The organism is Bradyrhizobium ingae (genome assembly GCF_055791185.1).
The window spans coordinates 102,889-127,689 of the sequence record NZ_JBVUBB010000002.1 but is presented as its reverse complement, the minus strand read 5'-3'; the positions used below and the strand labels follow the sequence as shown (position 1 = coordinate 127,689).

Genomic DNA, 24,801 nt, shown 5'->3' with positions numbered 1-24,801 from the left:
GTATTTTTAAGAGAGCGTGTCGCACTAAAGGGCGTATCTCTCAACGCCGCAGGTGACGAATTGCGCAATGCCGAGAATTGGAAAGAGACCAAATACGTTCTACGAGGCGGGCAGCTCTTAAGTTCCGAGAACCCCGCCGAAGTTAGTGTTGGCTCGAGACTCATAGCCAATCTTGTCGCAGCAAGGTATTTCGACGCTTTGGCGTTGCACGCCTCAGGGCGTTTGCTCGATTTGGGCTGTGGCAAAGTCCCACTTTATGGAACGTACAGGAGCCGGGTCAACCAAGTGACGTGCGTAGACTGGGGCAACAGCCTCCACGACACCCCCCACTTGGACATGGAGGCAGATCTCACTAAGCCTATCGACTTTGCTGACCAATCGTTCGACACAATCATTCTATCCGACGTTCTTGAGCATATTCCGGCGCCACTCAATCTCTGTCGGGAGATATCTCGACTATTGGCGCCCGGCGGCAAGTTGATCATGAATGTGCCGTTTTACTACCCACTGCACGAAATCCCGCATGATTTCTATCGATATACCGAATTTGCCTTGCGCAATTTTATGGCGGATTCTGGTATGCAGATTCTTCGTCTGGAGCCGATTGGTGGCGCAGTAGAGATTCTGTTCGATATTACTTCCAAGAATATCTTGAGACTTCCGTTTGGTGGTGGTGCCGCTGCCCGGAGTGTGCAAGCCATCGGCTGGTGGTTCACAAGGACCCGACTGGGTAGAAAATTGGCCAAGAAAACCTCCAGCCAATTTCCGTTGGGCTATTTCATGGTTGCCCAGCGGCCAAATTGATCGACGCGCTTGCCGTTGATCAGTCAGCGCACGGCTTGTCGGCTCACTAGCTCTGGAGCCTCTCGTAGAAATAGAAATCGGCCCACGACGTTTGGTCGGGATTTTCCGGGTCCCTCGGGAATGGATTGTCTACCTTCAAAATCAATTTCCATGTCGGGGCGTTGGCTGCGATCCATTCAGTAAAGACACGGTGGCGAACATGAGTGGCAGGAGCCAGTCTGACATAGTTGCTGCTGTAGATGCAGATGTACTTCTCGGCGGCTGAAACGAGACTTTTCATGTATGCGTCAAACACCCCATCCTCGACTAGATGGTAGATCACATCGAGGGACATGGCCAATTCCGCGCGGGCCTTGCTGGCATCGCCACTTGAGGCCAGCAGGAATTGCTTTGTGGGATCGTTCTTGAATTTCGCCTTGCACAGTTCGATTGCGCTCGCAGAAACATCGACTCCTGTATAGGTGGGATAATGGGCGAGTTCCAGTTGTGCCCCATCACCTGAGCCGAACTCAATGATGGTTCGTACTTCGCGGCCTTCCACAAATTCGTTGATCGTCTCGGCCTTGAATTGTGCAAGTCGGCCGTACGAGCCCGCTCCAGAATTTCCGCCGTGCGCATAGCGCTGTTCCCAATAGTCCGAAGATGAGAACCTGTTTGGGACGATAGCGCGGTATAGCTGTCTTGCCATCGGACCCAAAACCGGCAGCCGACCGATTGTTCTTCGCAGTGTTTCGAGGCTGTATGTCACATCAGTTCCTTCGATCCTCGAGACCGTCAGAGGATATCTTATCATACAACAATTCGAGCTCGTCAGTGCAGCGGGCCAAATCAAAATGCGTTGCGACATAGCTCGGACCGCAATCGGCCATCTGACGAAGCATCGCTTCATTCGTCAGAACGTTTATCAAGATATTGGCCAGTCCCTCTATATCGCGTTCGGCGAACGAAAATCCCGTGATGCGTTCACTGATTCCTTCGGTTGCTCCACCGAGCGCTGACGTCACGACGGGAACCCCCGATGCCTGGGCCTCGAGCAGCACGAGCCCGAACCCTTCTGCATCGCCATTGCGTGCTGTAATGCTCGGCAAGCACAGTACGCGTGATGCGTCTAGCTCGCGCTTAACGTAGGCACTCGATTGCGCCCCACGGAATGTCGCCGGGACCTTTTTCCGAATAGCCAAGCTCTCGAGATCATGCCGCAGAGGGCCGTCGCCAATCACCGTCAGTTGCGCTGCTGTCACGACGTGTTGAACGTGTGACATTGCCTCGATGAGAACGTCACAGCCTTTTTTCTCGACCAGACGGCCAACGAAAATCACCCTCAAGGGTCGCTGCGAGATGGGGACATTGCCGGTTCGGAACGTACGGGTGTTGATCCCGATGTAGCTAACGGCAATTTTCTTCGCAGGGATGCCGAATTCGATCGCGCGACGCCGCAATGCGTCGGAAACGGCAACAAAGCTAACCCTAGGTTGTCGGGCGAGGTTCAGAACACGTCGTGGATAAAGGCGCATGCGAGTTCCACCATGCCCGGCTTCCCACCACTCGCGATGCGTGTTGATGTCGTAACCGTGTAGCGACACGAGCATTGGTACTCCAAGTGCGCGTGCAATAGGCCAAGCGTCCAGCGCATCCATCCCGAAATGCGCGTGGACGAGAAGTGGGTTGTCGACCTTCAGCTCTTTGATCGCTCTAGCCGGAACCAGGCCGAGAGCTCTTCGGAACTTCCACGACAACTTGGTCGGCAAGGTCGATTTTTGTGGGCCGACAATACGGACATCAAGATTATCTAGCGGTAGCTGTTCGATAATTCGGCGCCCCACCAGCACGGGGCGCCAATGCCGGAGGGCCAGCAATTGCTCCTTGATGAAGGTTTCGGAAATGGGCAGGAGTTCGTTGCGATAGACAAGAACGGTCTTTTGCGATGGCATATCCAGTTGACCTGGTTGAGTCCGGCCGAAGCGCTGAGGGCCGACGTCTCGCAATTTGACTCGACGGTAGCGTCACCCCGGCGTAGCGGTGAAAACTCGCGAACGTGCAGTCTGTTCCGTTCGGCTCATTCTTTCGTCCTGGTGCTGGCAGGACGCATTCGCGCGGGCACAAAATCAAGATCGTCGAGAAAGTGGTCGCTCGTCAGATCGTGCCGTTTGCGTTGCTTGTCGTGATCGACACGGAGGTCTATGTTGCCATCACGGTTGCTGACGGCGATATCGTTGGGGATATGAAGGCCGCAGTAAAATGTATTCGGGGGGCGTATGGCACTGAGGGCGCGTCTCAAAGAGATCATTCGCAGGCTCGACGCGGGAGCTCGCGGATCCAGCATGGAAACTGTCTATCAGCACATTTTTGAACGGGATCTTTCATCCGTCAGTGCGGATGGTGTTAGATTCTATCCCGTTGGTTCCGCCGCAAACTATGGACTCTTGTATGTTCTCTTGAGAGCGGCGCTCGATTATCCGATCAAGGAAGTGCTTGAGCTTGGGGCAGGCCAGACATCTATACTGTTCGATCTTCTGGTCAGGAAGGGTGTGCTGAAATCTCGCGTGAGGACGCTAGAACACGATCAGGGATGGGCCTGTCGGGTTTCTCAGCTGGTGTCTCACGATGTTGTCAGGACGCACCTCGTTCCAAAGCAAGTCCAGGGTATGCAGATTACCGGTTATGATTTTTCGCCGTTGACGGAGAGCAGCGTCGAGCTTCTCGTGATCGACGGCCCTCCTGCCGCAACTGCGGAGAACCGGTTTTCGCGCCTCGGCGCTGTCGAGCTCATCAACTGGATCAATCCATCCGGCTTCATCATCGTTGTTGACGATGCTCAGCGGGAGGGCGAGATACACTTGGCAAACGCCATACAGGCCAGTTTGGCGGCAAGAAAAATCTCGTTTCAGGTTGGAGGCGTTGTGTCCAACAAGACGCAGATCATTATTGCCGGTGGCGACTATTTAGGCGCTGCCTACTACTGACCGCCCGGCGGGCCCTGTCAGAGTATGAAAGGATGCAGGACCGAGCCACGTGGCTCGGTCCTGCATCGGCGTCCAGCATTAGCCTTAGGCCGCTGCCTTCTTGGTGTTGCGGTGGACCTGGCGCTCAATCCACTCGTAGGTCTTCTCAAGACCCGAGCGCAGGGTTGCGGAAGGCTTCCAGCCGAGCTTCTGCCCAATTAGCCGGTTGTCCGAATTACGGCCGCGCACGCCGAGCGGGCCCGGGATATGGTTCTTGTGAAGCCTCTTGCCGGCAATGTCAGCGACGATGTCGACGAGCTGGTTGATGGTGACCATTTCTTCCGAGCCGACGTTGACGGGGCCCTCGAAGTCGGATCGGGTCAGGCGGATCGTGCCTTCGAGGCACTCCTCGATGTACAGGAAAGAGCGGGTCTGGGTGCCGTCGCCCCAGATCTCGATCTCGCCACCATTGGTTGCCTGCGCGACCTTGCGGCAGACCGCGGCCGGCGCCTTCTCCTTGCCGCCGTCCCAGGTGCCCTCGGGCCCGAAGATGTTGTGGTAGCGCGCGACCCGGTTGCGCATGCCGTGATTGCGGTTGTAGGCGAGGTAGAGGCGTTCCGAGAACAGCTTCTCCCAGCCATACTCACTGTCGGGGTTCGCCGGATAGGCAGAATCTTCCGCGCAGTTCGGATTGTTGGGATCCATCTGGTTGTGCTCGGGATACATACAGGCCGAAGACGAATAAAACATGCCGCGCACGTTCCGCTTCTGACAGGCGTCGAGCATGTTCAGATTGATCGTGGCCGAATTGTGCATCACATCAGCGTCGTGCTCGCCGGTGAAAATGTAGCCAGCTCCGCCCATGTCGGCGGCAAGCTGGTACACCTCGTCGAACCTGCGGTCCGTGATTTGGCGGCAGAAATACTGATCTCGGAGATCTCCGACCGCGAAATCATCGGCCTCAGTCTCCGCGAATGGCGGGAATTTGAGGTCGACGCCACGCACCCAGAAGCCTTCGCGCTTCAATCGCTTGACCAGGTGCCCCCCGATGAAGCCCCCTGCACCGCAAACCAGGGCAGTCTTAGTCATGAATTTCCCTTTCTCGCACGGACGGCAAATTGGAATACTGTTTCAAAACGGTCCGCGACCCGCTTGATGTCGTAATTGTTCAAAGCAAAATTCCTACCACTTTCGGCTGCACCCAGTCGCAACGCATCCTCTTCCATTAACCGAAGTGCCGAGCGCAAGAAACCCTCCCTGTCGGTGGGGTCGACGACCAAGCCTGCGCCGATTCGGTGTACCACCTGCGACGCAAGGTTTTCCGCAGGCGCAGCCAGCAGTACCGGGCGTTGTGCGCAAAAATATGACTGCACCTTGGAGGGAACCGAGAACATTCCCGCGTCTGGCTCGATCGTTGCGACCGTGACATCCGACGTCGCGAGCACCTTTGGAAGATCGGAGAACGGTTGCAGGGGCAGGAGGATCAGGTTGTCGATCCTTTGTTCCCGCTTGGCGTTCTCGAGAGTCGCGACGCCAACCCCCTGACTCACAACCACAACATTGGCGCGTCCCTTCACCTCCCTCGCGAGGTCGATGAGCAAATGCGGATTGTGCTTCAGTGCGAGTGTGCCGGAGTAGAGGAAGTTGAAAGTGTTGGCGAGATCGTGGCGGCGCGCCCAGTCGTTGTCCTTCGGTAAAGGCGAGATCTCGTTTAGAGCGCCCCAGTTCTCGATCGTAAAGATCTTATCCTTGGTGCGGACCCAATTTCTTGCAACATCGGCAAAGGAATCCGTGATCACTACGATCGCGTCGGAATTCGCAAATTGTCCGCGTTCGAGAAACGTATAATAGGCGCCGATGGCCCCGCCTACGGCACCCATCTTCTTTCGGAGCAGTTTCGAAACGGCGATGCTGTAAAAATCCTGAACCCAAAATACGAAGGCAGCGCCGCTCTTGCGGGACGCCTTAACGATCGCGGATTGAGCTTCGGTGGGTGTGTTTCCCGAGATGATGAGATCCGGCTTCAAGTCGAGTATAAGCTCGGCGACCGCCTTCCCGTAAGCGACATCGTCAAACCGACGTCGTACGAATGACGCTTTATCATAGGGGCGCGACAGGGATACGCCTCTGAAGGACAGATTGGTTGGATCGGAGGAGGAGCGCTCCAGGCGGCCCTTGGGGCCAAGGTCGCCCTGGAAATAGGCGTGAGCGACCTGATGTCCTCTCACGGCGAGTTCGCGGCTCAAGTCAACCTGAAACGGGTGGCCCGCGTAGTCGTGAACCAAAATATTCAATATAGCACCTGGCTCACGCCTAAATTTTCACCGGATCCGTTTGTCAATGACATGCCCTAATCCATCTGTACTGTCCATTGTTCTGTACCTTAACCGTTAACGGCGTGACAGACTTATGTGATTTGAATAGTTGGAATAGTACTTGCTAGCAGATATGTGAGCGTCAAATGAGAGAGGACTGTTTGTGACTGATTTGTGTTCGGGTGATATCGCCAACTCCAATGGACAGCACATTATCCCCCTGATCATGTGCGGCGGTGCCGGCACGCGGCTGTGGCCGGCTTCGCGCGAGGTGCGGCCCAAGCAGTTCCTGCCGCTGTTCGGCTCGCGCTCGACGTTCCAGGACACGCTGCTGCGCGTCTCCGACGCTACGCTGTTCGATCGTCCGATCGTCATTACCAATGCGGCCTATCGTTTCATGGTGCTGGAGCAACTCGCCGAAATCGGCATCGAGGCCGATGTGTTGCTGGAGCCGATGCGGCGCGACTCGGGCCCCGCGATTGCGGCCGGCGCTGCCTTTGCGCAGAGCCGCGACAACGCGGCGATCGTGCTGGCGCTCGCCGCCGATCATGTCGTGCGCGACGCAGCCGCGTTCGTCGCGGCCTGCCGGCAGGGACTCGTTGCCGCCGGCGAGGGGCGCATCGTCACCTTCGGCGTCAAGCCGGAACGGCCGGCGACCGAATATGGCTACATCAATCCCGGAGAAGCGGTTGCGGGCGAGGTGCGCGCGGTCACGAAATTCGTGGAGAAGCCGGACGCGGTGAAGGCGGCCGACTACGTCAATTCGGGTTATCTCTGGAACAGCGGTAACTTCATGTTCCCGGCCGCCGTGCTGCTCGATGAATATCGCAACGTCGATGCGGCAAGCGTTCAGGCCGTCTCCGAGGCCGTCGCGAACGCCGGCCACGATCTCGGCTTCGTCACGCTGGAGCCGAAGGCGTTCGCCTCCGCCAAGGCGATCTCGATCGACTACGCGGTGATGGAAAAGACCGGGCGCGCTGCGGTCGTCCCGGTGTCGTGCGGCTGGTCCGATGTCGGCTCCTGGCTTGCGGTGTGGGAGCTCTCGGAGAAGGACGCGCAAGGCAATGCCACGCACGGCACCGCCGTGTTCGAGGACTCGCGCAATTGCAACGTCACGACCGACAAGGCGCTGGTGGCGCTCGAGGGGGTCGATGATCTCGTGGTGGTAGCGACCGCCGACGCCGTGCTGATCTCGCGCCAGAAGGATGCCAACGGGCTGAAGCGGCTGGTCGCGAAGCTGAAGACGGTCGCTCCGAAGGTCACCGAAGAGCATCTCAAGGTGCATCGTCCCTGGGGCAGCTATCAGTCGGTCGACAATGGCGAGCGTCACCAGGTCAAGCGCATCGTCGTGAAGCCGGGAGGACGGTTGTCGCTCCAGAAGCATCACCATCGCGCCGAGCATTGGATCGTGGTCCGCGGCGCGGCCCGGGTGACCGTCAACGAGACCGTGAAGACGGTGCATGAGAACGAGTCGATCTACATTCCGATGGGCGCCGTCCACCGGATGGAGAACCCCGGTAAAATCATGCTGGAACTGATCGAGGTCCAGACCGGCAGCTATCTCGGGGAAGACGATATCATCCGGATTGAAGACGACTATCAAAGAGCATGACGGTCCACACGACGAACGCCTCTTGGCTGTAGCGGATACGCAAACGTAGGTCTGATTTTCGATGTCATTGTCCGAACGCATTCCTCGTCGAATTCATTATATCTGGCTCAGCGATGATGAACTCCCAGAACTCAACAAACGTTGTATCGAGAGCTGGCGGCGCCACATGCCGGACTATGAGATCGTCCGGTGGAACATAGAGAAAGTGTCGTCTTTTGATGCGAGATTTGTGCGTGAGGCGCTCTCGGTTCGAGCGTGGGCGTTTGCATCGGACTACATCCGACTTAAGGCGCTCGCGTTAGAGGGAGGAGTCTATCTGGACTCTGACGTTGAGGTCTTCAAGCCCTTTGATCGCTTCCTCAGGCATCGCGCGTTCTCGTCAATCGAGCACTGGCCCGAAATCAAGGAAATCGCAGTTGAAGGCGCTATCCTGGGAGCTGAACCAAACCACCCGTGGGTCAAAGCTTGCATCGAACGTTACGATAGCCGTTCCTTTATCAAGCCGGACGGTACACAGGATCGCACGATCGTCAGCAGAATTTTGGCCCAAGTAGCCGCTGAAGGCTTTGGCTTTCAGTACCGGGTGGAAAAGCAACAGTTGAAGGACGAGTTTCATCTCTATCCACCTGTAGTTCTTACCCATCGGGCGGGCCCGTTCTCCACGGAAGAAACTTATGCGATGCACCATTGTGTCGGTGCTTGGCGTCCGCCCAAGCCGCTTTGGAAACGCATGGTTCGCAAGCTCATTCCAAAATAAGATGGAGGCCGATCTCCGACCAAAGGACTAGACCATTCTGCAGTTTGCATGGCGCACTGGAGAATTTTTTTGTTGTTGGATGTAAGAGGGCGATCGGTTTCTTTTCAGTTTGGGTAGAGGTTCTGCTGGAGAGAAGTTTCTCTATGGGTTTTGAACGACCATGCGCTCAGTGTGTGGCGACGCCAAGTGTCCATTCATCTCGTTGAACTTCTTGTTCGTCAGGAGGCACGATGCCGTCCAAGTGTTGTTGGGGCTTAGTCGTTGCATGGATCTCGATGTCGGGTTCTGTCGCGGCCGATCCGATGATGATCATTGATTTCTCTTGGCAGGGCACAAAGGGGTGCGTCACGCTTTTTCCGAATCCCGAGATCCGAATCCGTAATGTCCCCGTCGAAGCCAAGCTATTGTTGCTGACATTGACGCAAGGGACGAGGGAAATGGGCGGACAGGAGGTGCCCATGCCTGCGAACGGAATTGTGCCTGCCGGAAGCATTCGAACATTCGGGCCTTGCCGGCCCGATGAGTACCGATGGACAGCAGTGGCTAAGTCCGCGACGGGCCGGTTTTTGGCAGAGGCCCACCAGGCTCGCGTCTATCCGACGGACGAACTCGCACCGGAAAGACCGTAACGGCGGTCACCAGGCCGCGGCCGGCGCATCCAGACGATTGGGGGCGCTCGTCGTGCCGAGGACAGGCCTTATTCAAGGTGCTGTTAACCGGTCAGTCGGTTACGTGGCAGCTTCTGGACATGGGCAGAAACCTGTTGTTCGTGGGCGAATCGTCCCGTCGCATCCATCTCAGCGAACGTCGCATCAAGCCTCCGAGTAGCCACGCCAGGGTGGCAATTCCCGTCGTCAGTCGCCCCCGCGATTGACCGGTCAGCAATTCGATCGCGTCGCGAATTTGGCCGCGATCAATCGCACGCAGCGCAAGCGAACGCGCGAGTATCATCCGGCCGCGCGCAAACTGAAGGGCCAGTGCCGGGTGAATGGCGACGAATTCAGCTTCAACCAGCCGTCTCGATTGCATCATTTGTTTGAAGTCGTCGGACATGGAGCCGGGCGAGATGCGATAACCAACGAGATATTCGGATACCATTGCAATGGCGTATCGCTCTGCAATCTGGAGATAGAGTTTCCAGTCTTCGCAGCCTTGTCCGCCGCGAGAACGAAGCGACTCGTCGAAACCTCCCGCTGCAGTCAGCGCCTCTCGTCTGACGAGTGCATTGCTGCCGCTGATAACGACGTTACCCAAGCACATCTGGGCAAAGATATTTCCTTCCAGTCGCGTTGGTGGGGCCGAGCCGGTGACGTTGCCGTGGTCATCAATCCAGCAGCACCACGTATACACCAACGCAGTTTCTGGTCCGCTCTGCTCGAAGCGCTCCAACTGTCGTTCGAGCTTCGTCGGATACCAGAGATCATCTGCATCCAGAGTAGCCACGAACTCACCCTGTGCTTCGGCAATTCCGCGATTGCGAGCCGAGGCCACGCCACCATTGTCCTTGTAGACGTAGCGAACCCTCGGGTCACTCAGGGCGAGGTGCGCAGCAACTCCCTTGGTCTGGTCGGTGGAGCCATCATCGACGATGATGACTTCGAGATTGCGGTAAGTCTGATTCAAAGCGCTGCCTACAGTCTCACGAATAGTGTTTGCGGCGTTGAACGCCGGCACGACTACCGAAACCAATTGATTGGCAGAGCGATGGGGAGCACGCACAAACTACTCTTAATGCTAAATCTCGATTAAACTGTACTGGTCGGCTAAATTGCCTAGAATTTTATCCATAAGCTCATTGGATTGCGAGACTTGGAAGTTTGTAAGGTAAATTGCGCGTAGTTTCAGGGGCTTACGCTGTTGGCGCTTCAGAAAAACAGAACTTTGGTCGCAGGTGGGTCAGGATTTTTGGGTTCCTACTCGTGCGAAAGACTAGTTAGCGCGGGACGCGAAGTTATCTGCATTGACAACTTCTACACGGACTCCAGCGGCAATTTGAGCGGTGTCCTGAAGTGTCCTTGCTTTGAATTGTTGCGGCACGACATAACCATCTCGCTCGACGTCGAGGTTCACGAAATACGCAATCTGGCTTGCTCGGCCAGTGCCAACCATTATCAATACGATCCGGTGCAGGCGACGAATACCAGCGTGCACGGTTCGAGCAGCACGCGGGGGCCAGCAACGAGAATTAACGCGAAAATCCTGCAGGCCTCAACCTCGGAAGTTTACGGAGATCGTGAGGTGCATCCGCAGCACGAAAGCCATTGGGACAGGTTGAATCCCAAGGGTCCGCGCATGCACGTCCACGACGGCCGTGTCGTTGCAAATTTTATCGTGCAGGTCCTTACTGGTCAGCCCATTACGGTTTACGGCGACGTCAAGCAGACCGGCTCCTTCTATGTCGACGATGTGATTGACGGTCTCGTCCACCCGATGCGCGACGGACCTGGAACGACGATCACCCATTGCGATAACCTGCTGCATACGCACGGTGCGGCATGACGAGGACTGTTCTGATAACGGGCGGCGCCGGTTACGTCGGGTCGCATTGTTGCAAGGCGTTCGCTAGGGCGGGCTGGAACGTCGTCGTCATCGACAATCTGTCGCGTGGGTGGCGGGACGCTGTGCGGTGGGGACCGCTGATTGAATGCGACATTCGGGATGGGGCGCGAGTACGTGGTGCGCTAGAGAAGTACAAGCCGGATCTTGTTGCCCACTTTGCAGCTCTGGCCTATGTGGGTGAATCGGTAACAGATCCTGCATTATACTATGCGAACAACACCGCCGGCACACTTGCGTTGCTCGAATCGATGCGCGCGGCAGGATGCGACCGCATCTTGTTCTCCAGTACATGCGCAAGCTATGGCGTGCCTCAATACGTGCCGATCGACGAAGGGCATCCGCAACAACCGATCAATCCATATGGCTGGACGAAGATGATCATCGAGCGCATGCTTGAACACTATGGCAGAGCCTACGGCATGGCTTCGGTCTCCCTAAGATACTTCAATGCGGCAGGATGTGATCCTGACGAGGAAATCGGCGAACGTCATGAGCCAGAGACGCACGCCATTCCATTGATGATCGAGGCCGCTCGCAGTCCGGGTCGGCCGTTCACGGTCTTTGGAACGGACTTTCCAACCCCCGACGGCAGCGCGATCAGGGATTACATCCACGTCAATGACCTTGCGCAGGCACATTTGCTGGCCGGTGAAATGCTGATCCGGCAAGGCGGAGCCCACGTCTTTAATCTCGGTACCGGCGTGGGTACGAGCGTGCTCGAACTTGTGGAGGCTGTTGGACGCATTGCCGGGAGCGCTCCGGCCGTGCAGTATGGACCACGCCGTGAGGGCGACCCGCCGAAGCTTGTTGCGTCGTTCGAAAAGGCTGCACGAGAATTGGGTTGGCACCCGACGAACTCCAAGATTGATCTCATCGTGCAGACGGCTTTGAGGTGGCGAGATCGCTCTTCGGCCGGACGAAGTTCATCGCTTTGATGATGGGGGCTTGCCGCAATCCGGGATTCTCTGCATCTGCGAAGCACGGTATCACTTCGCGGAAGAGATAGAGGAACAGTCCTGCCGTGTATCTGAATAGATTACGTTCTCTTCCGGGACGCGTGAACAAGATTGACGCAGTCCAGTTCGGACTGAGGGGTTTTCTGTTGCCGTTCCGCGTAAAGCACATCAGCGGGCCTGTTGAGCTGCAATCCCGGCCTGATGATGTCATTGTCATCAGCGTCATGCGAAACGGCGAGCCCTGGCTCGAATCCTTTCTGGCTCATCATCGCCTGATCGGCATCAAGCATTTCGTGATTCTTGACAACGGGTCGACCGATCGGTCCATCGAAATACTTACCAGACAAGCCGACGTCACGTTGCTAGCGAGCTCTGCTCCCTATCACGCCTATGAAAACACGATGAAGCGATATCTGGCGAACAAATATTGCCGCGATCGGTGGTGTCTTTGCGTGGACGTCGACGAACAGTTCGATTTTCCGGGGTCGGTTGACGTATCGTTGCAGGCTTTGATCGGCTATCTCGATCGAAAGGGCTTCAACGCTGTGATTACCCAGATGCTGGACATGTTTAGCGAAGAGCCGATCTCAGAGGCGAGGATCAGGCCCGGCATCGGTCTGCGCTCGCAATATCCATTCTATGATGTGTCGGCGATCGATAAGTCGCCATATGCCTTCGGTGAGGTCAGCAACCCGGCCATCATGACTCATCATGGCGGCATCAGGAAAAAGGTCTTTGGAACCAATAATGGTCTCAGCAAGGTCTCGCTTTTTCGAATGGATGGGAAGATCAAGCCGTTCATCGCGTGGCACCACGCATTGAATGCCAGATTGGCAGACTTTTCCTGCGTTCTTCTCCACTTTCCGTTCGTGGACTCCTTTTATGCAAAGGTCGCCGAAGCCGTCAAAAGCGGGCGCTATGGCTATCTGACGAGTGACGAGTATTCGGGCTATTGGGCAGGGCTTCAAAAGCTGCCGGGTCTTTGCCTGAAGCTTGAGTCGGCGAGGATGCTGTCGACGACCGACGAGTTGCTAAGCAATGGTTTCCTGGCTGCATCTAGGGAATTTCTGGACTGGCTAGCCGGACAGGGAGGCGCCAAAACTGTTGTGAGGACTACGGAAGGGGGGGGCGGCAGTGATCAGGCGCGATGAAAGGTGCTTACTCGCGAGCCTGACCTGGCCTGACCTCGGGTGCAGGCAGCCCGTATTGGATGATCACCTATGACCGCCTTGTCCCCAATTCGTCGCGCTGCAAGATTCGGCCGTCGGCAATTGTTGCATCTCATCGCTAAGGCGCCCGCGCCCATCGGTCAGCGTCTGTCGCGTCGCCTCTGGGCGCCGCCGTCAGGCACCATCGATTTCGGAGATTTCGGACGAACCGAGCCGATCAGCGCCGATTTCGGCTTCGACAGGGGAGTACCAATCGATCGCTACTACATCGAGAGTTTTCTGGCCCGCAACGCTGCCAGGATTCGCGGCAGAGTCCTTGAGATCGGCGACAATACGTATACGTTTCGGTTCGGTGGCAAGCAGGTCGATCAAAGCGATGTTCTCCATGTCGACGTGAGGAACCCCGCGGCCACGATCATCGGGGATATATCGGTCCCAGGGACGTTGCCTGGACAGGCTTTTGATTGTGTTATCCTCACGCAAACCCTCCATCTGATCTTCGACATGCAGGCGGCGTTGGCGCAGCTTGCCGGAGCTCTCAAGCCTGGAGGAACGCTTCTTGTGACGGTGCCGGGAATTACCCCGGTTGATCGTGGAGAGTGGAGGCCTAACTGGTTCTGGTCGTTGACAGAGATCGCACTAGGACGACTGCTGGGGTCTTTCTTCGAGCAAAAGGATGTTGAGCTCGAGACGTTCGGGAACGTGTTTTCGGCGATATGCTTCCTGCAGGGATTGGCGGTCTCTGAGGTACAACAGGCCAAGCTTGACGTGCTTGATCGGTCTTTTCCCGTGATTGTGGCCGCCGCGGCACGAAGGCGGCTCGAATGACGCTCCAACCGCTGCGAAGCCTCAAGCGATCGATTGGGCGGCGGATCTTTGGCGCCGGTCCGATCATCCTGATGTATCACCGCGTCGCAGATGTTCCAGTGGATCCCTGGGGGCTTGCGGTGCACCCGGCTCGGTTCGAACAGCAGATCTCGCGTCTCAGGCGCCTTCGACGTGTTGTTCATCTCCACGAACTACTTGATCTAGACCGGCGCCGCGCGTCATCGGACAAGCCGCTCGCGGCAATTACCTTCGACGACGGCTATCACGACGTTTATTCGAACGCGCGACCGATATTGCAGAAGCTTGACTGCCCTATGACACTGTTCGTGACGACCGGGATCATCGGCACCGACAGGGAGTTTTGGTGGGACGCTGTTGCGCGGGTCTTCCTCGAAATCGAACATCTGCCCGAGAGTCTTGCGTTGGATATTGCGGGCAAGGAGTGTCGTTGGACGGTGCCGCCGTTCTCGGATCATGAGGCGCGCGATCTGATCTTCCGCGAGGTATGGGGCCGCTTGCGAATCCTTTCGCACGACGCTCAGACGCAGCTGCTATCGGAGATCGGCGAATGGTCGTCCTGCGATCTCGCAGCTCGGGAGATGCATCGGGCGATGACGGCTGTGGAGGTGCGGAATATCTCCGACGGTCTGATTACGATTGGGGCACACACGCTGACGCATCCGACCTTGCCGGCGCACAGCGTGGACGTTCAGTTGAAGGAAATCGCGGAAAGCCGGCGAGCTTGCGCGGAGCTTGCGGGTGCTGCCGTGCGGGCCTTTGCCTACCCGTTTGGTGATCATAGCGACGCGACCGTGCGAGCAGTCAGAGAAGCCGGATTCGATCTCGCCTGCACGGTGGACAATCGTTCTGTCACGCGAAATGCCGACCCCCTCAGGCTTCCGCGAATATGCGTGGGTGATTGGGAGGGCCAGGAGTTCGAAAAGAGGATTGAGGATCCGTCGCTATGACCGGAAGCGCAAAGCGAATCACGATCATCGGGCGTAGAAGCGGTTGGTTCGACCTTGACTTGCGGCGCATCTGGGAACACCGCGATCTTCTGCTTCTGTTTGCGCTGCGTGACGTCAAGGTTCGTCACAAGCAGACGCTGCTTGGTCCCGGCTGGCTGATCCTTCAGCCTCTTGTCTGGACGGCAGTGTTCACAGCCACGATCAGCGGCGTGGCCGGGGTATCGACCGCGAATCAGCCGGCGCCGCTATTCTATCTTTCGGGGTTGATCGTGTGGTCCTATTTCTCTCAGGTCATCTTCGCCACCAGCCAGGTTTTCATCGAAAACGAACACCTTTTCAGCAAAGTTTACTTCCCCCGCATTGTCGTTCCCTTGTCGTCCCTGATTTCGACTGGAGTATCGCTCCTGCTTCAGTTCAGCGTCGTCCTGGTGTTCCTCATCGCCTTTCAATGGATGGGAAAGACTGACGGGCTCTCATGGCGCGTAGTCGCGTTTCCATTGGTGGTGTTGCATCTCGCGGCTTTCTCGCTTGCGACCGGGCTCATTCTTGGAGCGTCAACGGCCAAGTACCGTGACCTGGGCTTCATGACGTCGTTCCTGGTCCAGGTCTCGATGTTCGTAACCCCTGTCCTCTATCCCTTCTCCGCCATTCCCGAGCGATACAGGGTGGCGGCGAGCCTTGCCAATCCATTGGCTGCGATCGTCGAGGAAAGCCGCTGGTCCCTTCTCGGCGAGTCGATGCTCACGTCGGGCCAGCTCCTTGCTTCGCTTCTCACGACGGCGATTATCCTGGCGTGCGGTGTTCTGCTCTATCAGCGCGTCGAGCGCTCCGTCATGGATACCATCTGAAATGCACGATCATCCAGCCATCGAAGTTCGGGGTCTCTCGAAGCGATATCGGCGCGGGGCCATTGGCATGAGCTCACTGCGCGAGGAGGTCGAGCTATTTCTCGCTCGCCGCCGCAATCAGCGGCCGGCGCGGTCAAGCAGCGAGTTCTACGCGCTGAAGGATGTCACGTTTTCCGTTCCCGCCGGGAGTGTTTGCGGAATTATCGGCCGCAATGGCTCGGGCAAGACGACCCTTCTCAAGGTGCTGACGTCGATTACCGAGCCGGAGGAGGGAGAGGCCACACTGAGGGGGCGCGTTGGCAGTCTGCTTGAAGTAGGGGCCGGCTTCCATCCCGAGCTTGATGGCATCGAGAACATTTATCTCAACGGTGCTATTCTCGGGATGAGCAAGCTCGAGATTAGGTCGAAGCTGGATCGTATCATCCAGTTTGCTGACATCGGCGATGTCTTGGAGACGCCCGTCAAGCGCTATTCCTCTGGAATGTATGTCCGTCTGGCCTTCGCGATTGCCGCCTATCTCGAGCCCGATATCCTGCTGGTGGATGAAGTGCTGGCGGTCGGAGATGCAGACTTCCAGCGCAAGTCGCTGAGCAAGATGAAGGATGCCGCAGGAGAAGGGCGAACCGTGCTGTTCGTGAGCCACAACATGGCCATGGTGCGCCAGCTCTGCGACATGGCGGTTTATCTGGAGGCCGGTCAGCTGAAGCAGATCGGCGCATCCTCCTCAGTCATCGATGCCTACCTGCTGAGCTCGACCCCACGTTCCGCTCACGGCGAGCGGACTGGGACGGACGATCTTTGGGGAGAGCTTCGCATTTTCGAACCATCGTCCGAGGCGCCCTGCGATCACTTGAAATTCGGCGGAGATTACGACTTCGTGCTTCGGTTGGGGGCTAAAGAACCGTTCAAGCGGGGCGTCGCGCAGATCAACATCTTCGATCAGGAGGGAGCACTAATCTCGTCCCTCGAAAGCCTCGCGGAAGGCGTCGATCAGTTCGACATCAGGCGACCAGTCGAAATTGTGTTCAACGTGCGTTCGCTCGGCCTGTTGCCGGGGACCTATGTCGCAGGATATTCGCTCTATACTTGGGGAGAGGATCAGCCAAGACTCTCCGCAGATGCCTGCTTCAGCTTCGAAGTCGTTGCAGCGACCGTCAACGATTCATATTGGCCTTATTTAAGAGAACATGGGATTGTACGGCTGTCTCATTCCGCCGAGCTACGTGTCATCGACTAACCTGCTTGGATCAAAGAGGATTCTTCTTCGTGGTTTGAATCACGGTCGTAGGTGATCTCTGACCTTTGACTTTACCCGCCATGCTGTCATCTCTAGTGCAACCATCGGGGACATCGCTGCCGCCTGCAATGACATTCGGATAGATTTAACAGGCTCGGTTCGGAAAAGCTGGAAAGCATCCTGACTCAGTACACGAGCATAATGATCCTTCCAGAATCGTTTTCCGTCGCGCACAGCGAGCCGCACCTCCTCTGATACGTCGCCTGTCAGCTGACCATCCAATACTCGAAGTGCGGCTGCAAGCATCATCGGTCGGTTCTTGGACATGTTGGCGTTGTGCATTCGATACTCCGCTACGACGTTGTCGTGCGAGACGACTTGGCCAGTCCTAACCAGCCGTACGAACAACTCATAGTCCTCACAAGCCAGCATGGCCTCGTTGAAGCCCGCAGTCGCCGCCAACCGATCGCGTCGATAGATAACGGTTGCATGCATACCAATAAAATTGCCTGTTCTGAGAAACTGAAGATATGGATCATCAAGTCTCGCAACGTAGTTTTTGCCAGAGATAATCTCGCCAGACGAATTGATGTAGCGATAGGCACCATAAGCCAGAACTGCCTCCGGATGCTTCGTTAGAATCCGTTCGCCGATTTCGAGGGATTTCGAGAGCAGGCGATCGTCTGCGTCCAAGAAAGTAATGTGGTCCGATCTCGTAACGGAAAGGCCAGCGTTGCGGGCGGCTGCCAAACCGCGATTGATTTGCGTGATGAGTCGTACTTTCGGATGCCGTTCGACGATTGACGCGGGGTCATCCGCTGACCCATCATCAACCACAACAATTTCGTCCGGAGGTCGGCTTTGGCGAAGGCAACTTTGGATGGATTCTTCCAGAAAGTGAGCCTGATTGTACGTAGTTATGATGACTGCGATCATACGTGCGAGCAATCCCTTTCCGTCGAGTTCGTTGCGGCGAAGAGGCGGAGATTCTCATGAATGATGCCGATATCCGCCGGAAGGCGGTGACTTTACCACATTGCAGGTCAAGCCGAGAGGTGCCGCTAGTCAGAGCATTGGTAATATTAACATCCGAAGCTCGAGTGCCAGTTCCGGGCGGCCGACGACGACCGGATACGTGCCTGTCTGCTATGCGGAGTCGAAAGCGGTGTTGGGGCGGCTGGTCTCACCGATAGAGAGAGCGGATCAGGCCGCAAGCTCTCGTTAGAATGCGCCCTGCCTTTAGCTTCTGCGTGAGCAAGCGGGCGGTTTCTGCCGCCAGGTCAATTCTATCCTGCAAGGTTACCGGCAAGCGTGGCGCCAGGCTGCGTGCAAACGCGAAGCGTATCGATCGATTCAGCCGTGGAGTCATCAGGTTCGAGTCGAGGATATAGGCGTTAACCCATTCAAGAAAACGAACGCGTGCGGAGTGAGGCTTCATGCGGTCATAGTCACCTGCGGCTGTCGCGCGGGCTGACGTGGAGTCGGCATGTTGTCGATACCGGCTGGTCGGGGTGTCCGTTACGAACGTGGGGTAGCGCAGCAGCAATTTTACCAGAAGCGTTTGATCCTCATAAAGCTGAAACGATTCATCGAATCCTCCAACGGATTGCAGAGCTTCGCGGCGAATCATGACGGCGCAGATGCAAGGGACTTGGGAGCGCTGACGAAGGATGACCATGTCGAGCAGTTTTGGGGGCATATGCAAAATGCCGGATTCTCCCGACATCTGCTCGACCCAGTTGTCACAGGGGGCGTCGGGAAACCACCATAAGGTTGGTCCGTACGTCAACATTGCTTGCGGATTGGCTTCAAACGCTTCGACATGCTTCTCAAGCGTTTCCGGTTCGAATAAGTCATCACCATCAAGAAACGTGACGAACCTGCCAGATCCAATTCTTAATCCCGTGTTGCGGGCTGCCGCTGCGCCACGACCATGCGACCGAACGAGGCGAATTCTCGGATCTTCTGCCGCGGCTGCGGCCGCGATCTCGACGCTTTGGTCGGAGGATCCATCATCCACGAGTATCATCTCCCAGTCGGCGAACGTTTGCGCGCGCACGCTTTCGATCGCGGCAGACAGATATCGTTCGACGTTGAGAAATGGAGTTATGACTGAAATGGTCGGCATTAGCTCGGTATCAACCTGCGCAAGGCGGCTCTCGGTTCACGAAAGATGGCTTTCAGGCTCTCCGATGCTAGCAGCCATAGTTGCTTATGAACGAGTGACCGAACCAATTTGGGGACCCTTGGATCTGCTGTTGTCTTCTCAAGATATCGTTTGAGCCAGAGTAGAAAACGCAAGCGCGCCCACCCATCTCGATTTGCCGCAGCGGATACAGCGCCAGCGCTTGAGCTATGCTGGCGATACTTGAACAGCACGTCGGCAGATACGTAGAAGGGGGCAATCAAAAGAGCCTTGGCAAAGAACACCGCGTCCTCGAACATATTCGCAAAGGCAGGTTCGAACCCGCCGGCCTTCTCCACCAGGGCTCGTCTCAAAAGGCAGCCACTTGTAGTCGGGCTCTGGTAGATATTTCGCAATTGCGAAAGGAGCAGCGTCGGCGGATAATGAATCTGATCTGGCATCACGCCAAGCTCATAGAAGAAGTCTGCTTCGTTCGTATTCCTTTCCTCCCACGAATGCCAAATGAGTGCTCTTCCGTAGGTCGCGCCCACATCAGGCCGTGCGTCGAGAACCGCAACCTGTGCCATCAGCTTGTTAGGGAGCCACACGTCGTCGGCATCCAGAAAGGCGACGTAGTCGCCACGTGCGTGCGAAAGTCCCAGGTTGCGCGTCGCGCTCATTCCATGATTTCGCCCGTCCGCGTGATGCAGCGAACGAACAATGTCGGGGGATGCTTGTGCAAATCTCTGCGCGATTTCACGGCTTGAGTCTGTTGAGCCGTCGTCGACGACAAGAAGCTCCCAATCGGAGAAACTTTGCGCTATGACGCTTTCGATTGCTTCGCCAAGGAATTTTTCTCCGTTGTAGACGATGATAATGCAGCTGACTTTGGGGTTCATAAGATTCAATACCCATAACTGCGGGCGGCGCGTTTGGGCTAGCCGGCCTTACTAATATCTCAGATGGGTCGGCATGTCCGCATTGGAAACTACGAAAGAACTCATCGGAGGCAAACCGTTCGGTCTTGCTGGCTCGATATTGGGTTGATCTGCAGTAGCTAACAGATGCTTGCCGATTCGGCTCTGGCGAGGCTCGACGCGCCCTTAACGGGGTAACCCGCAAAACCAAGCCATTCGACCGATCGCCGGCAGCCCTCTTCGAAGCTTATGGGCGGGCAATAATCCAATTCGCGTTGAGCGCGAGCATAGGGCGGCCGGTATGACGAAGTATGCAACAACGCGCGCTCCAGCGTAACGGGACGAGAGGTTTGGCTTTCGGTCCCGAGAGGCTGGCGCATCTCGTGGAGGGCCGCCTTCACCGCCGCTCTTGCCGGTCGCGGGACGAGCCAGCGCAGTCTTCTAAAAGAACTTGTTGCCTGCAGTCTCTGCGCCATTGAGAGGCGCTCATCTGCAACGTCCGTTATCTTTGGTGCTGGTAAATCGTCGAGATCGTAACCCAACGCCTCGCAAATTGGGAGATAAAGGTCTCGCCACGTGACAGCTTCCGCATCTCCCAAAAGGAAAGCCTTGCCGTCAGCGTTCGGCGCAACGAGCGCCAATTTGATCGCGTGGATAAGATTGTCCACATAGATCGAGTTGCAAACGCCCCAACCACCTTCGGTAAGGTATGCGGTACCGTTCAGGATCTCGTCTGCGAGTCCACCGGTCCATTGCGACCGCGGGCCAAAAACAATGCCAGGGCGTAAAATGACGACTTCGACTCGACCGATCTTTCGTAGTTGCCCCAGCTTTTGCTCTGCAAGGACTTTCGCGTTGTTGTAAGCAATCGGCTGTCGGTGGGAGAGCGGTGTCGTCTCGTCTACACCAAGTGCTGGCGCTTGCCCGTGGACAGAGGCCGAACTGAGATAGATTAGCCGTCGCACGTTGGATATCATTGCCGCCCGATAGACGGGCTCTACGGAGCCGACGATCGTCTCTGGAGGTCCCGCTATTGCCATGATGACATCGTCACAGCCGTCAAACGCGGCCGTCAGCGACTTCGTATCGAGGGCATCAGCAATCTGAACTGGAAGATTAAAGCGTCGCGGCAATGCAGCTCGGGAGGGGCGCTGAATGATGGGGCGCACATGCGCTCCACCGTCGCGTTGGAAAATCTCGACGGTTCGATTGCCGATAAATCCGCTTGCACCCAAAATCGCGATCTGTCGCATCATTCCGCATCCAAGTTCACACGCTTACGGTTAAAGCATCCAGCCAGCAGACATTGGAGCCCGTGTTGCATAGCATCCTTCAATGAGTTTCAGAGTGGCGAGGGCGTCAGTTCCGGAAACAATTTCTGCTTGCCCACTTAGCGCAGCAATCGTGGCCTCCAGCTGCGAATCGAAGGCGAACTCAAAATCTTGGCAAGCTGAGCCGAGGGTAGGTTCAGCGCCGCGGTTGAGGGGATGATGAAGAAGCACTTCAGCGGCGGAACCAGCTCCATGAAGGCCGAAGGAGAAATTCCTCGCCTCATTTGCAGTCCATGTGAGCCAGCCCTTGGTCGCCCGGATAAAATAACGATTGGGCCGTGCCCAATCGCGGCTGAGCCGGATATTCGCCCTGAAGCCGCGGAACGTTAAAGCAATCCGGCAATTCGCCTCAACGCCCCCCATGGAATCGTCTTCGTAGATGACGGAAAGCGGTTCGCCGAACCACCATCGGAGGAGGTCGAAAACATGTGTGCCGATGTCCAGCAGTACACCCCCACCACTCTGGTGCTGGGTAAAATAGTCTGCAGATGCGACGGGCCAATCGAAAGGACCTCCTTCAAAAATATCGATGGAAGTAACGTCCCCCAAGAACTTGGAGTTGAGCAACTCCCGTATCGACCGGGTAGCCGCGAACCGACGCCGCATCAGGCCGACCGATAGCAGTCGGTTGTATTTCGCTGCTGCCTCGACTATGCGCTCGCCGTCCCTGACACTCGTTGCTAGCGGCTTCTCACAATGCACCGCGACGCCCGACTCTAGTGCGCGGATCGCCTGTTGCGCGTGAGATTCCGGCGGCGAGGCGAGAATGATCAGTTCGGTCGATTTACAAAGCAGATCTCCGTAAGATGATACCGTTTTTGCTCCGGTGAAGTTCTTTGCGAAGATGTCAGCCGCTTTCGCATCCGGGTCAAAGACCCCCTCGACGTGGAGACGACCAGCTGCCTCGAGTCGCCGCAAAGCCGGTGCGTAATACAGGCGAGAAACTGCGCCGCAGCCCGCCACGGCCACTCGCACTGGCGATGAATGCCCGGCCTTTGCGGTTGTCATTTCTTGCTCACCATGCGGAGCCTCTTCGAGAGGAGCCGACAGAAGCCCAGCACGATCTTTGGGGAGCAGCTTAGCCGCAGCGCGCACCTGAGGTGGGCATTCATCGCTTCAAGATCGCCTCGCAACAACAACTCTTCTGCCGTCGTCAAAGCCACGCCGGCATAAATATTCCGAGCGCGACTTGCCACGTGGCGCAATTGCTTAGGCAGGTAGTCCTGGAATATCGCGATGGCCTGTCGTGAATATTCCAACTCCTGCGCCAGTCTTCTGTGGCGGCCCGTGTTCGAATCCTCGTGCATCCGATAACTCGCCAGAAGTCGCGGTTCGTACCAGACCTTGTACTGAGCGGCAATCCTGACCCACATTTCCCAGTCTTCGCTGCATGTGAGTCTCTCGTCGAAGGCGCCGAGTTGTTCGTACGCCGCTCGACGCACGGCTATCGATGGCGTGACGATCCGTTGCTCTTCTGCAAGACGAGCAAGCCCATCATCGAGGCAGCCGGCCTCCGCTCGTTCCAGCTCGGAAGACGACTTGAAATGACCTTCCGAATCTACAAAAGCATGACGGCAAAAAGCTGCTCCTACGCTTTGATCAGCGCGAAATCCTCGCTCAAGGGCTGCATAGAATCCCGGCGACACGAAATCGTCCCCATGAAGAAGGTGCACGAGGTGCCCTCGAGCTCGATTCAGGCAAGTCGCGAAATTTCGAATATGTCCGACGTTGGCAGGTTGGCGATAGAACGCTACGCGTCCCTTTCCCAGGCGCCGAACTATCTCGGCCGGATCATCTCTCGTTGATGCATCGTCAATTACCTCGATCTGCATCTCCACGCTGCCCGCGTCCTGGTCCAGAACGCTTTGCAATGCCTGTTCGAGGTAACGCCCGCAATTGAATGTCGGAATCATGATCGACCATGTCGGCCGCGGCTCGCCGTGTGTTATCGGAAGCACGCGCGATCGAAAGATCGATGCATGACCAAGCAATCTATCGCTAATGTAGTCCTCCTTTGGAAAGACGAAGGGCGAGCCTGCACGCATCAACCCACGATACGGAGCGCCCGATACCGCCTCCTTTCACGCTTCGCCAAAGACAGTCCCATCCTAAGCGAGGCTGTCCGTTCCCTGCGTAAACCGTTGCCCAATCAAAAAAATACCGTGAGCAGCCTTCCTGAGCAAAAGCCCATCGTGAGACGCCTCCGGTCTTTCCCATTCTGCGATAGAAACTCGAGGTCCGATCCATTTTCTCACGACTTGAAAGAGCTGAAAATTCGCTATTCGGATGTTGCCGATAAGCTCCGACAATTTCGTCTGTGAAGGCGATAGGCCCGTGTTCTGCGCAAAGGATATAGAGTGACCAATCGGTGATGGGGAACAATGCCTCGTACCAGCTGCCCAAGCCTTCGAGACATGCGCGACGAAGCATGCCGGCACAGGTCGCAAATGGGTTGCCTTCCCAGATCTCGTTCAAGGTAAACAGCTTCGGCAAATCAGGTCTCGTCCAGCGGCGCCTGTCGGGAGACATATCGTCGATGAGGGCGTTGTGAAAAACGGCGGAACAGCGCGGGTTGGCATCGAGAAAACCTGCCTGTCGCTCGAGCTTGTCGTTCGCTAACCAATAGTCGTCACCGTCTAGGATGCAAACGTAACGTCCTCCCGCATCCCTTAGTGCCCTGGCAACGACTTCATTTGAGCGGATGTTCTGCTCCGAAAGCATTAGGCGAATGCGTTTATCACGCCTTGCATAGTCTTCCACAATATCGCGCGTTCGGTCTGTGGACTTGTCTTCGCTGATGATCACTTCGAGAAGACGATGGGTCGACTGTGCCAGTACGCTCTCGATTGCTTGCGCAATGAAGTTTTCGTGGTTGTAGGTAACGACGATGACGCTGATGTCGGGTCGATGTGCTGGCCCTTGCGCATCTTCCGGATCTGTCGCGCCGCGGTTGATATTAGTCATATTTCTTAACGACCCAACGCGAGAGACTGTGAGAGTTCGGCGTCGGCACGATTCAAACTTCCATCTTCTTACGTTTCCTTGGGTCCGCAACGCTAGGAAGTGACGCCGTCCGTCGAATGGTCAATCTGGTCCAAGATAGGCGAGCCGAACCCAAGAATTCAACCCTCGTCTGAGCTGCAATATTCCAGGGAGACAAGGTTGCTGATTACTCATGAGGCCTATCTCGCTCGATCTTTTGCGGATGCAAAACGGGCGTCAAGGGGAGCGATCAGCGAGCTTTCTGCAAGGGCCGTGCTTTGAGTCATGGCGGAGACGTGTTCGGTTGGCAGGATATGACCTTGGAGGATCTCATCGGCAGGACTGGGGCAACGACCCGTTCCGGCCATGTCGCTGTTAAGGTAACTTGACGAAGCCAAGTGGTCTGGTCCGGGTTTTCCAGTTATCTGTGGCAGGCGAAGCGGCTGTTCGC

General features: G+C 56.5%; 24 protein-coding genes. 11 read left to right on the top strand and 13 right to left on the bottom strand.

Annotated elements, in window-relative coordinates:
* The first annotated feature begins 60 nt into the window (after window positions 1-60).
* Window positions 61-804 carry a class I SAM-dependent methyltransferase gene (locus ACV1FX_RS03190; protein ID WP_473116090.1) on the top strand — a complete coding sequence of 248 codons (744 nt, stop codon included), beginning with the start codon at window positions 61-63 and terminating at the stop codon, window positions 802-804.
* Between the two features lie 46 nt (window positions 805-850).
* On the opposite strand, the gene ACV1FX_RS03185 is transcribed toward ACV1FX_RS03190, so the two are convergent.
* Complete coding sequence (locus tag ACV1FX_RS03185; protein WP_473116089.1) at window positions 851-1,552, bottom strand: hypothetical protein; 702 nt, start codon at window positions 1,550-1,552, stop codon at window positions 851-853.
* Window position 1,553: 1 nt separating this feature from the next.
* Entirely contained in the window at window positions 1,554-2,789 is a 1,236-nt protein-coding gene (locus ACV1FX_RS03180; RefSeq protein WP_473116088.1) for a glycosyltransferase, read from the bottom strand.
* A gap of 336 nt (window positions 2,790-3,125) precedes the next feature.
* Here ACV1FX_RS03180 and ACV1FX_RS03175 point away from each other — a divergent pair, with 336 nt between their 5' ends.
* Window positions 3,126-3,767: a hypothetical protein gene (locus ACV1FX_RS03175; protein WP_473116087.1), complete on the top strand. Its 642-nt coding sequence runs from the start codon at window positions 3,126-3,128 to the stop codon at window positions 3,765-3,767.
* 84 nt (window positions 3,768-3,851) lie between these two features.
* On the opposite strand, the gene ACV1FX_RS03170 is transcribed toward ACV1FX_RS03175, so the two are convergent.
* Complete coding sequence (locus ACV1FX_RS03170) at window positions 3,852-4,835, bottom strand: NAD-dependent epimerase/dehydratase family protein (RefSeq protein ID WP_473116086.1); 984 nt, start codon at window positions 4,833-4,835, stop codon at window positions 3,852-3,854.
* A complete protein-coding gene (locus ACV1FX_RS03165) occupies window positions 4,832-6,040 on the bottom strand; it encodes a glycosyltransferase family 4 protein (RefSeq protein ID WP_473116085.1) in 1,209 nt (402 codons plus the stop codon). Before ACV1FX_RS03165 ends, ACV1FX_RS03170 begins: the two co-directional genes overlap by 4 nt.
* Before the next feature lie 193 nt (window positions 6,041-6,233).
* On the opposite strand from ACV1FX_RS03165, the gene ACV1FX_RS03160 reads away from it, so the two are divergent.
* Window positions 6,234-7,673: a mannose-1-phosphate guanylyltransferase/mannose-6-phosphate isomerase gene (locus ACV1FX_RS03160; RefSeq protein ID WP_473116441.1), complete on the top strand. Its 1,440-nt coding sequence runs from the start codon at window positions 6,234-6,236 to the stop codon at window positions 7,671-7,673.
* 61 nt (window positions 7,674-7,734) lie between these two features.
* Window positions 7,735-8,430: a glycosyltransferase family 32 protein gene (locus tag ACV1FX_RS03155; protein ID WP_473116084.1), complete on the top strand. Its 696-nt coding sequence runs from the start codon at window positions 7,735-7,737 to the stop codon at window positions 8,428-8,430.
* A 166-nt stretch (window positions 8,431-8,596) separates the two neighbouring features.
* On the opposite strand, the gene ACV1FX_RS03150 is transcribed toward ACV1FX_RS03155, so the two are convergent.
* Both ACV1FX_RS03150 and ACV1FX_RS03145 read right to left on the bottom strand, forming a co-directional pair.
* A complete protein-coding gene (locus ACV1FX_RS03150; protein WP_473116083.1) occupies window positions 8,597-8,743 on the bottom strand; it encodes a hypothetical protein in 147 nt (48 codons plus the stop codon).
* Window positions 8,744-9,150: 407 nt separating this feature from the next.
* Complete coding sequence (locus tag ACV1FX_RS03145) at window positions 9,151-10,149, bottom strand: glycosyltransferase family 2 protein (protein WP_473116082.1); 999 nt, start codon at window positions 10,147-10,149, stop codon at window positions 9,151-9,153.
* A gap of 138 nt (window positions 10,150-10,287) precedes the next feature.
* On the opposite strand from ACV1FX_RS03145, the gene ACV1FX_RS03140 reads away from it, so the two are divergent.
* The 7 genes from ACV1FX_RS03140 (at window position 10,288) to ACV1FX_RS03110 (ending at window position 16,995) form a co-directional block, all read left to right on the top strand.
* A complete protein-coding gene (locus tag ACV1FX_RS03140) occupies window positions 10,288-10,929 on the top strand; it encodes an NAD-dependent epimerase/dehydratase family protein (RefSeq protein ID WP_473116081.1) in 642 nt (213 codons plus the stop codon).
* Window positions 10,926-11,924 carry a UDP-glucose 4-epimerase GalE gene (gene galE / locus ACV1FX_RS03135; protein ID WP_473116080.1) on the top strand — a complete coding sequence of 333 codons (999 nt, stop codon included), beginning with the start codon at window positions 10,926-10,928 and terminating at the stop codon, window positions 11,922-11,924. Before ACV1FX_RS03140 ends, galE begins: the two co-directional genes overlap by 4 nt.
* 122 nt (window positions 11,925-12,046) lie before the next feature.
* Window positions 12,047-13,096: a glycosyltransferase family 2 protein gene (locus tag ACV1FX_RS03130; RefSeq protein WP_473116079.1), complete on the top strand. Its 1,050-nt coding sequence runs from the start codon at window positions 12,047-12,049 to the stop codon at window positions 13,094-13,096.
* 69 nt (window positions 13,097-13,165) lie between these two features.
* A complete protein-coding gene (locus ACV1FX_RS03125; protein ID WP_473116078.1) occupies window positions 13,166-13,942 on the top strand; it encodes a methyltransferase domain-containing protein in 777 nt (258 codons plus the stop codon).
* Window positions 13,939-14,910, top strand: coding sequence for a polysaccharide deacetylase family protein (locus ACV1FX_RS03120; protein WP_473116077.1), 972 nt, complete (start codon window positions 13,939-13,941; stop codon window positions 14,908-14,910). Before ACV1FX_RS03125 ends, ACV1FX_RS03120 begins: the two co-directional genes overlap by 4 nt.
* Complete coding sequence (locus ACV1FX_RS03115; RefSeq protein ID WP_473116076.1) at window positions 14,907-15,758, top strand: ABC transporter permease; 852 nt, start codon at window positions 14,907-14,909, stop codon at window positions 15,756-15,758. The genes ACV1FX_RS03120 and ACV1FX_RS03115 overlap by 4 nt, the downstream gene beginning before the upstream one ends.
* Window positions 15,759-15,825: 67 nt before the next feature.
* On the top strand, window positions 15,826-16,995 hold the full coding sequence (locus ACV1FX_RS03110) for an ABC transporter ATP-binding protein (RefSeq protein ID WP_473116075.1): 1,170 nt from the start codon (window positions 15,826-15,828) through the stop codon (window positions 16,993-16,995).
* Between the two features lie 39 nt (window positions 16,996-17,034).
* On the opposite strand, the gene ACV1FX_RS03105 is transcribed toward ACV1FX_RS03110, so the two are convergent.
* The 7 genes from ACV1FX_RS03105 to ACV1FX_RS03075 form a co-directional block, all read right to left on the bottom strand.
* On the bottom strand, window positions 17,035-17,931 hold the full coding sequence (locus tag ACV1FX_RS03105) for a glycosyltransferase (RefSeq protein WP_473116074.1): 897 nt from the start codon (window positions 17,929-17,931) through the stop codon (window positions 17,035-17,037).
* Window positions 17,932-18,178: 247 nt separating this feature from the next.
* The gene (locus ACV1FX_RS03100) at window positions 18,179-19,123 is read right to left on the bottom strand and encodes a glycosyltransferase family 2 protein (protein WP_473116073.1); all 945 of its coding nucleotides are present in this window, start codon (window positions 19,121-19,123) and stop codon (window positions 18,179-18,181) included.
* Window positions 19,123-20,019 carry a glycosyltransferase family 2 protein gene (locus ACV1FX_RS03095; RefSeq protein WP_473116072.1) on the bottom strand — a complete coding sequence of 299 codons (897 nt, stop codon included), beginning with the start codon at window positions 20,017-20,019 and terminating at the stop codon, window positions 19,123-19,125. The genes ACV1FX_RS03100 and ACV1FX_RS03095 overlap by 1 nt, the downstream gene beginning before the upstream one ends.
* A gap of 158 nt (window positions 20,020-20,177) precedes the next feature.
* Window positions 20,178-21,293, bottom strand: a complete 1,116-nt coding sequence (locus tag ACV1FX_RS03090; RefSeq protein ID WP_473116071.1) for an NAD-dependent epimerase/dehydratase family protein — start codon at window positions 21,291-21,293, stop codon at window positions 20,178-20,180.
* A 27-nt stretch (window positions 21,294-21,320) separates the two neighbouring features.
* Window positions 21,321-22,376 (bottom strand): Gfo/Idh/MocA family protein, encoded by a 1,056-nt coding sequence (locus tag ACV1FX_RS03085; protein WP_473116070.1) that lies wholly within the window; start codon window positions 22,374-22,376, stop codon window positions 21,321-21,323.
* Window positions 22,373-23,281, bottom strand: a complete 909-nt coding sequence (locus tag ACV1FX_RS03080) for a glycosyltransferase (protein ID WP_473116069.1) — start codon at window positions 23,279-23,281, stop codon at window positions 22,373-22,375. Before ACV1FX_RS03080 ends, ACV1FX_RS03085 begins: the two co-directional genes overlap by 4 nt.
* Window positions 23,282-23,366: 85 nt before the next feature.
* Window positions 23,367-24,332 carry a glycosyltransferase gene (locus ACV1FX_RS03075; RefSeq protein ID WP_473116068.1) on the bottom strand — a complete coding sequence of 322 codons (966 nt, stop codon included), beginning with the start codon at window positions 24,330-24,332 and terminating at the stop codon, window positions 23,367-23,369.
* Window positions 24,333-24,801 lie beyond the last annotated feature (469 nt).

What these genes read in the sequence shown, in the direction of transcription:
- ACV1FX_RS03175 (WP_473116087.1), top strand. Translation starts at nt 3,126, where the DNA reads ATGGAAACTGTCTATCAGCACATTTTTGAACGGGATCTTTCATCCGTC.
- ACV1FX_RS03170 (WP_473116086.1), bottom strand. Translation starts at nt 4,835, where the DNA reads ATGACTAAGACTGCCCTGGTTTGCGGTGCAGGGGGCTTCATCGGGGGG.
- ACV1FX_RS03155 (WP_473116084.1), top strand. Translation starts at nt 7,735, where the DNA reads ATGTCATTGTCCGAACGCATTCCTCGTCGAATTCATTATATCTGGCTC.
- ACV1FX_RS03150 (WP_473116083.1), bottom strand. Translation starts at nt 8,743, where the DNA reads ATGATCATCATCGGATCGGCCGCGACAGAACCCGACATCGAGATCCAT.
- galE (WP_473116080.1), top strand. Translation starts at nt 10,926, where the DNA reads ATGACGAGGACTGTTCTGATAACGGGCGGCGCCGGTTACGTCGGGTCG.
- ACV1FX_RS03125 (WP_473116078.1), top strand. Translation starts at nt 13,166, where the DNA reads ATGACCGCCTTGTCCCCAATTCGTCGCGCTGCAAGATTCGGCCGTCGG.
- ACV1FX_RS03120 (WP_473116077.1), top strand. Translation starts at nt 13,939, where the DNA reads ATGACGCTCCAACCGCTGCGAAGCCTCAAGCGATCGATTGGGCGGCGG.
- ACV1FX_RS03115 (WP_473116076.1), top strand. Translation starts at nt 14,907, where the DNA reads ATGACCGGAAGCGCAAAGCGAATCACGATCATCGGGCGTAGAAGCGGT.
- ACV1FX_RS03110 (WP_473116075.1), top strand. Translation starts at nt 15,826, where the DNA reads ATGAGCTCACTGCGCGAGGAGGTCGAGCTATTTCTCGCTCGCCGCCGC.
- ACV1FX_RS03105 (WP_473116074.1), bottom strand. Translation starts at nt 17,931, where the DNA reads ATGATCGCAGTCATCATAACTACGTACAATCAGGCTCACTTTCTGGAA.
- ACV1FX_RS03100 (WP_473116073.1), bottom strand. Translation starts at nt 19,123, where the DNA reads ATGCCGACCATTTCAGTCATAACTCCATTTCTCAACGTCGAACGATAT.
- ACV1FX_RS03095 (WP_473116072.1), bottom strand. Translation starts at nt 20,019, where the DNA reads ATGAACCCCAAAGTCAGCTGCATTATCATCGTCTACAACGGAGAAAAA.
- ACV1FX_RS03090 (WP_473116071.1), bottom strand. Translation starts at nt 21,293, where the DNA reads ATGATGCGACAGATCGCGATTTTGGGTGCAAGCGGATTTATCGGCAAT.
- ACV1FX_RS03085 (WP_473116070.1), bottom strand. Translation starts at nt 22,376, where the DNA reads ATGACAACCGCAAAGGCCGGGCATTCATCGCCAGTGCGAGTGGCCGTG.
- ACV1FX_RS03080 (WP_473116069.1), bottom strand. Translation starts at nt 23,281, where the DNA reads ATGATTCCGACATTCAATTGCGGGCGTTACCTCGAACAGGCATTGCAA.
- ACV1FX_RS03075 (WP_473116068.1), bottom strand. Translation starts at nt 24,332, where the DNA reads ATGACTAATATCAACCGCGGCGCGACAGATCCGGAAGATGCGCAAGGG.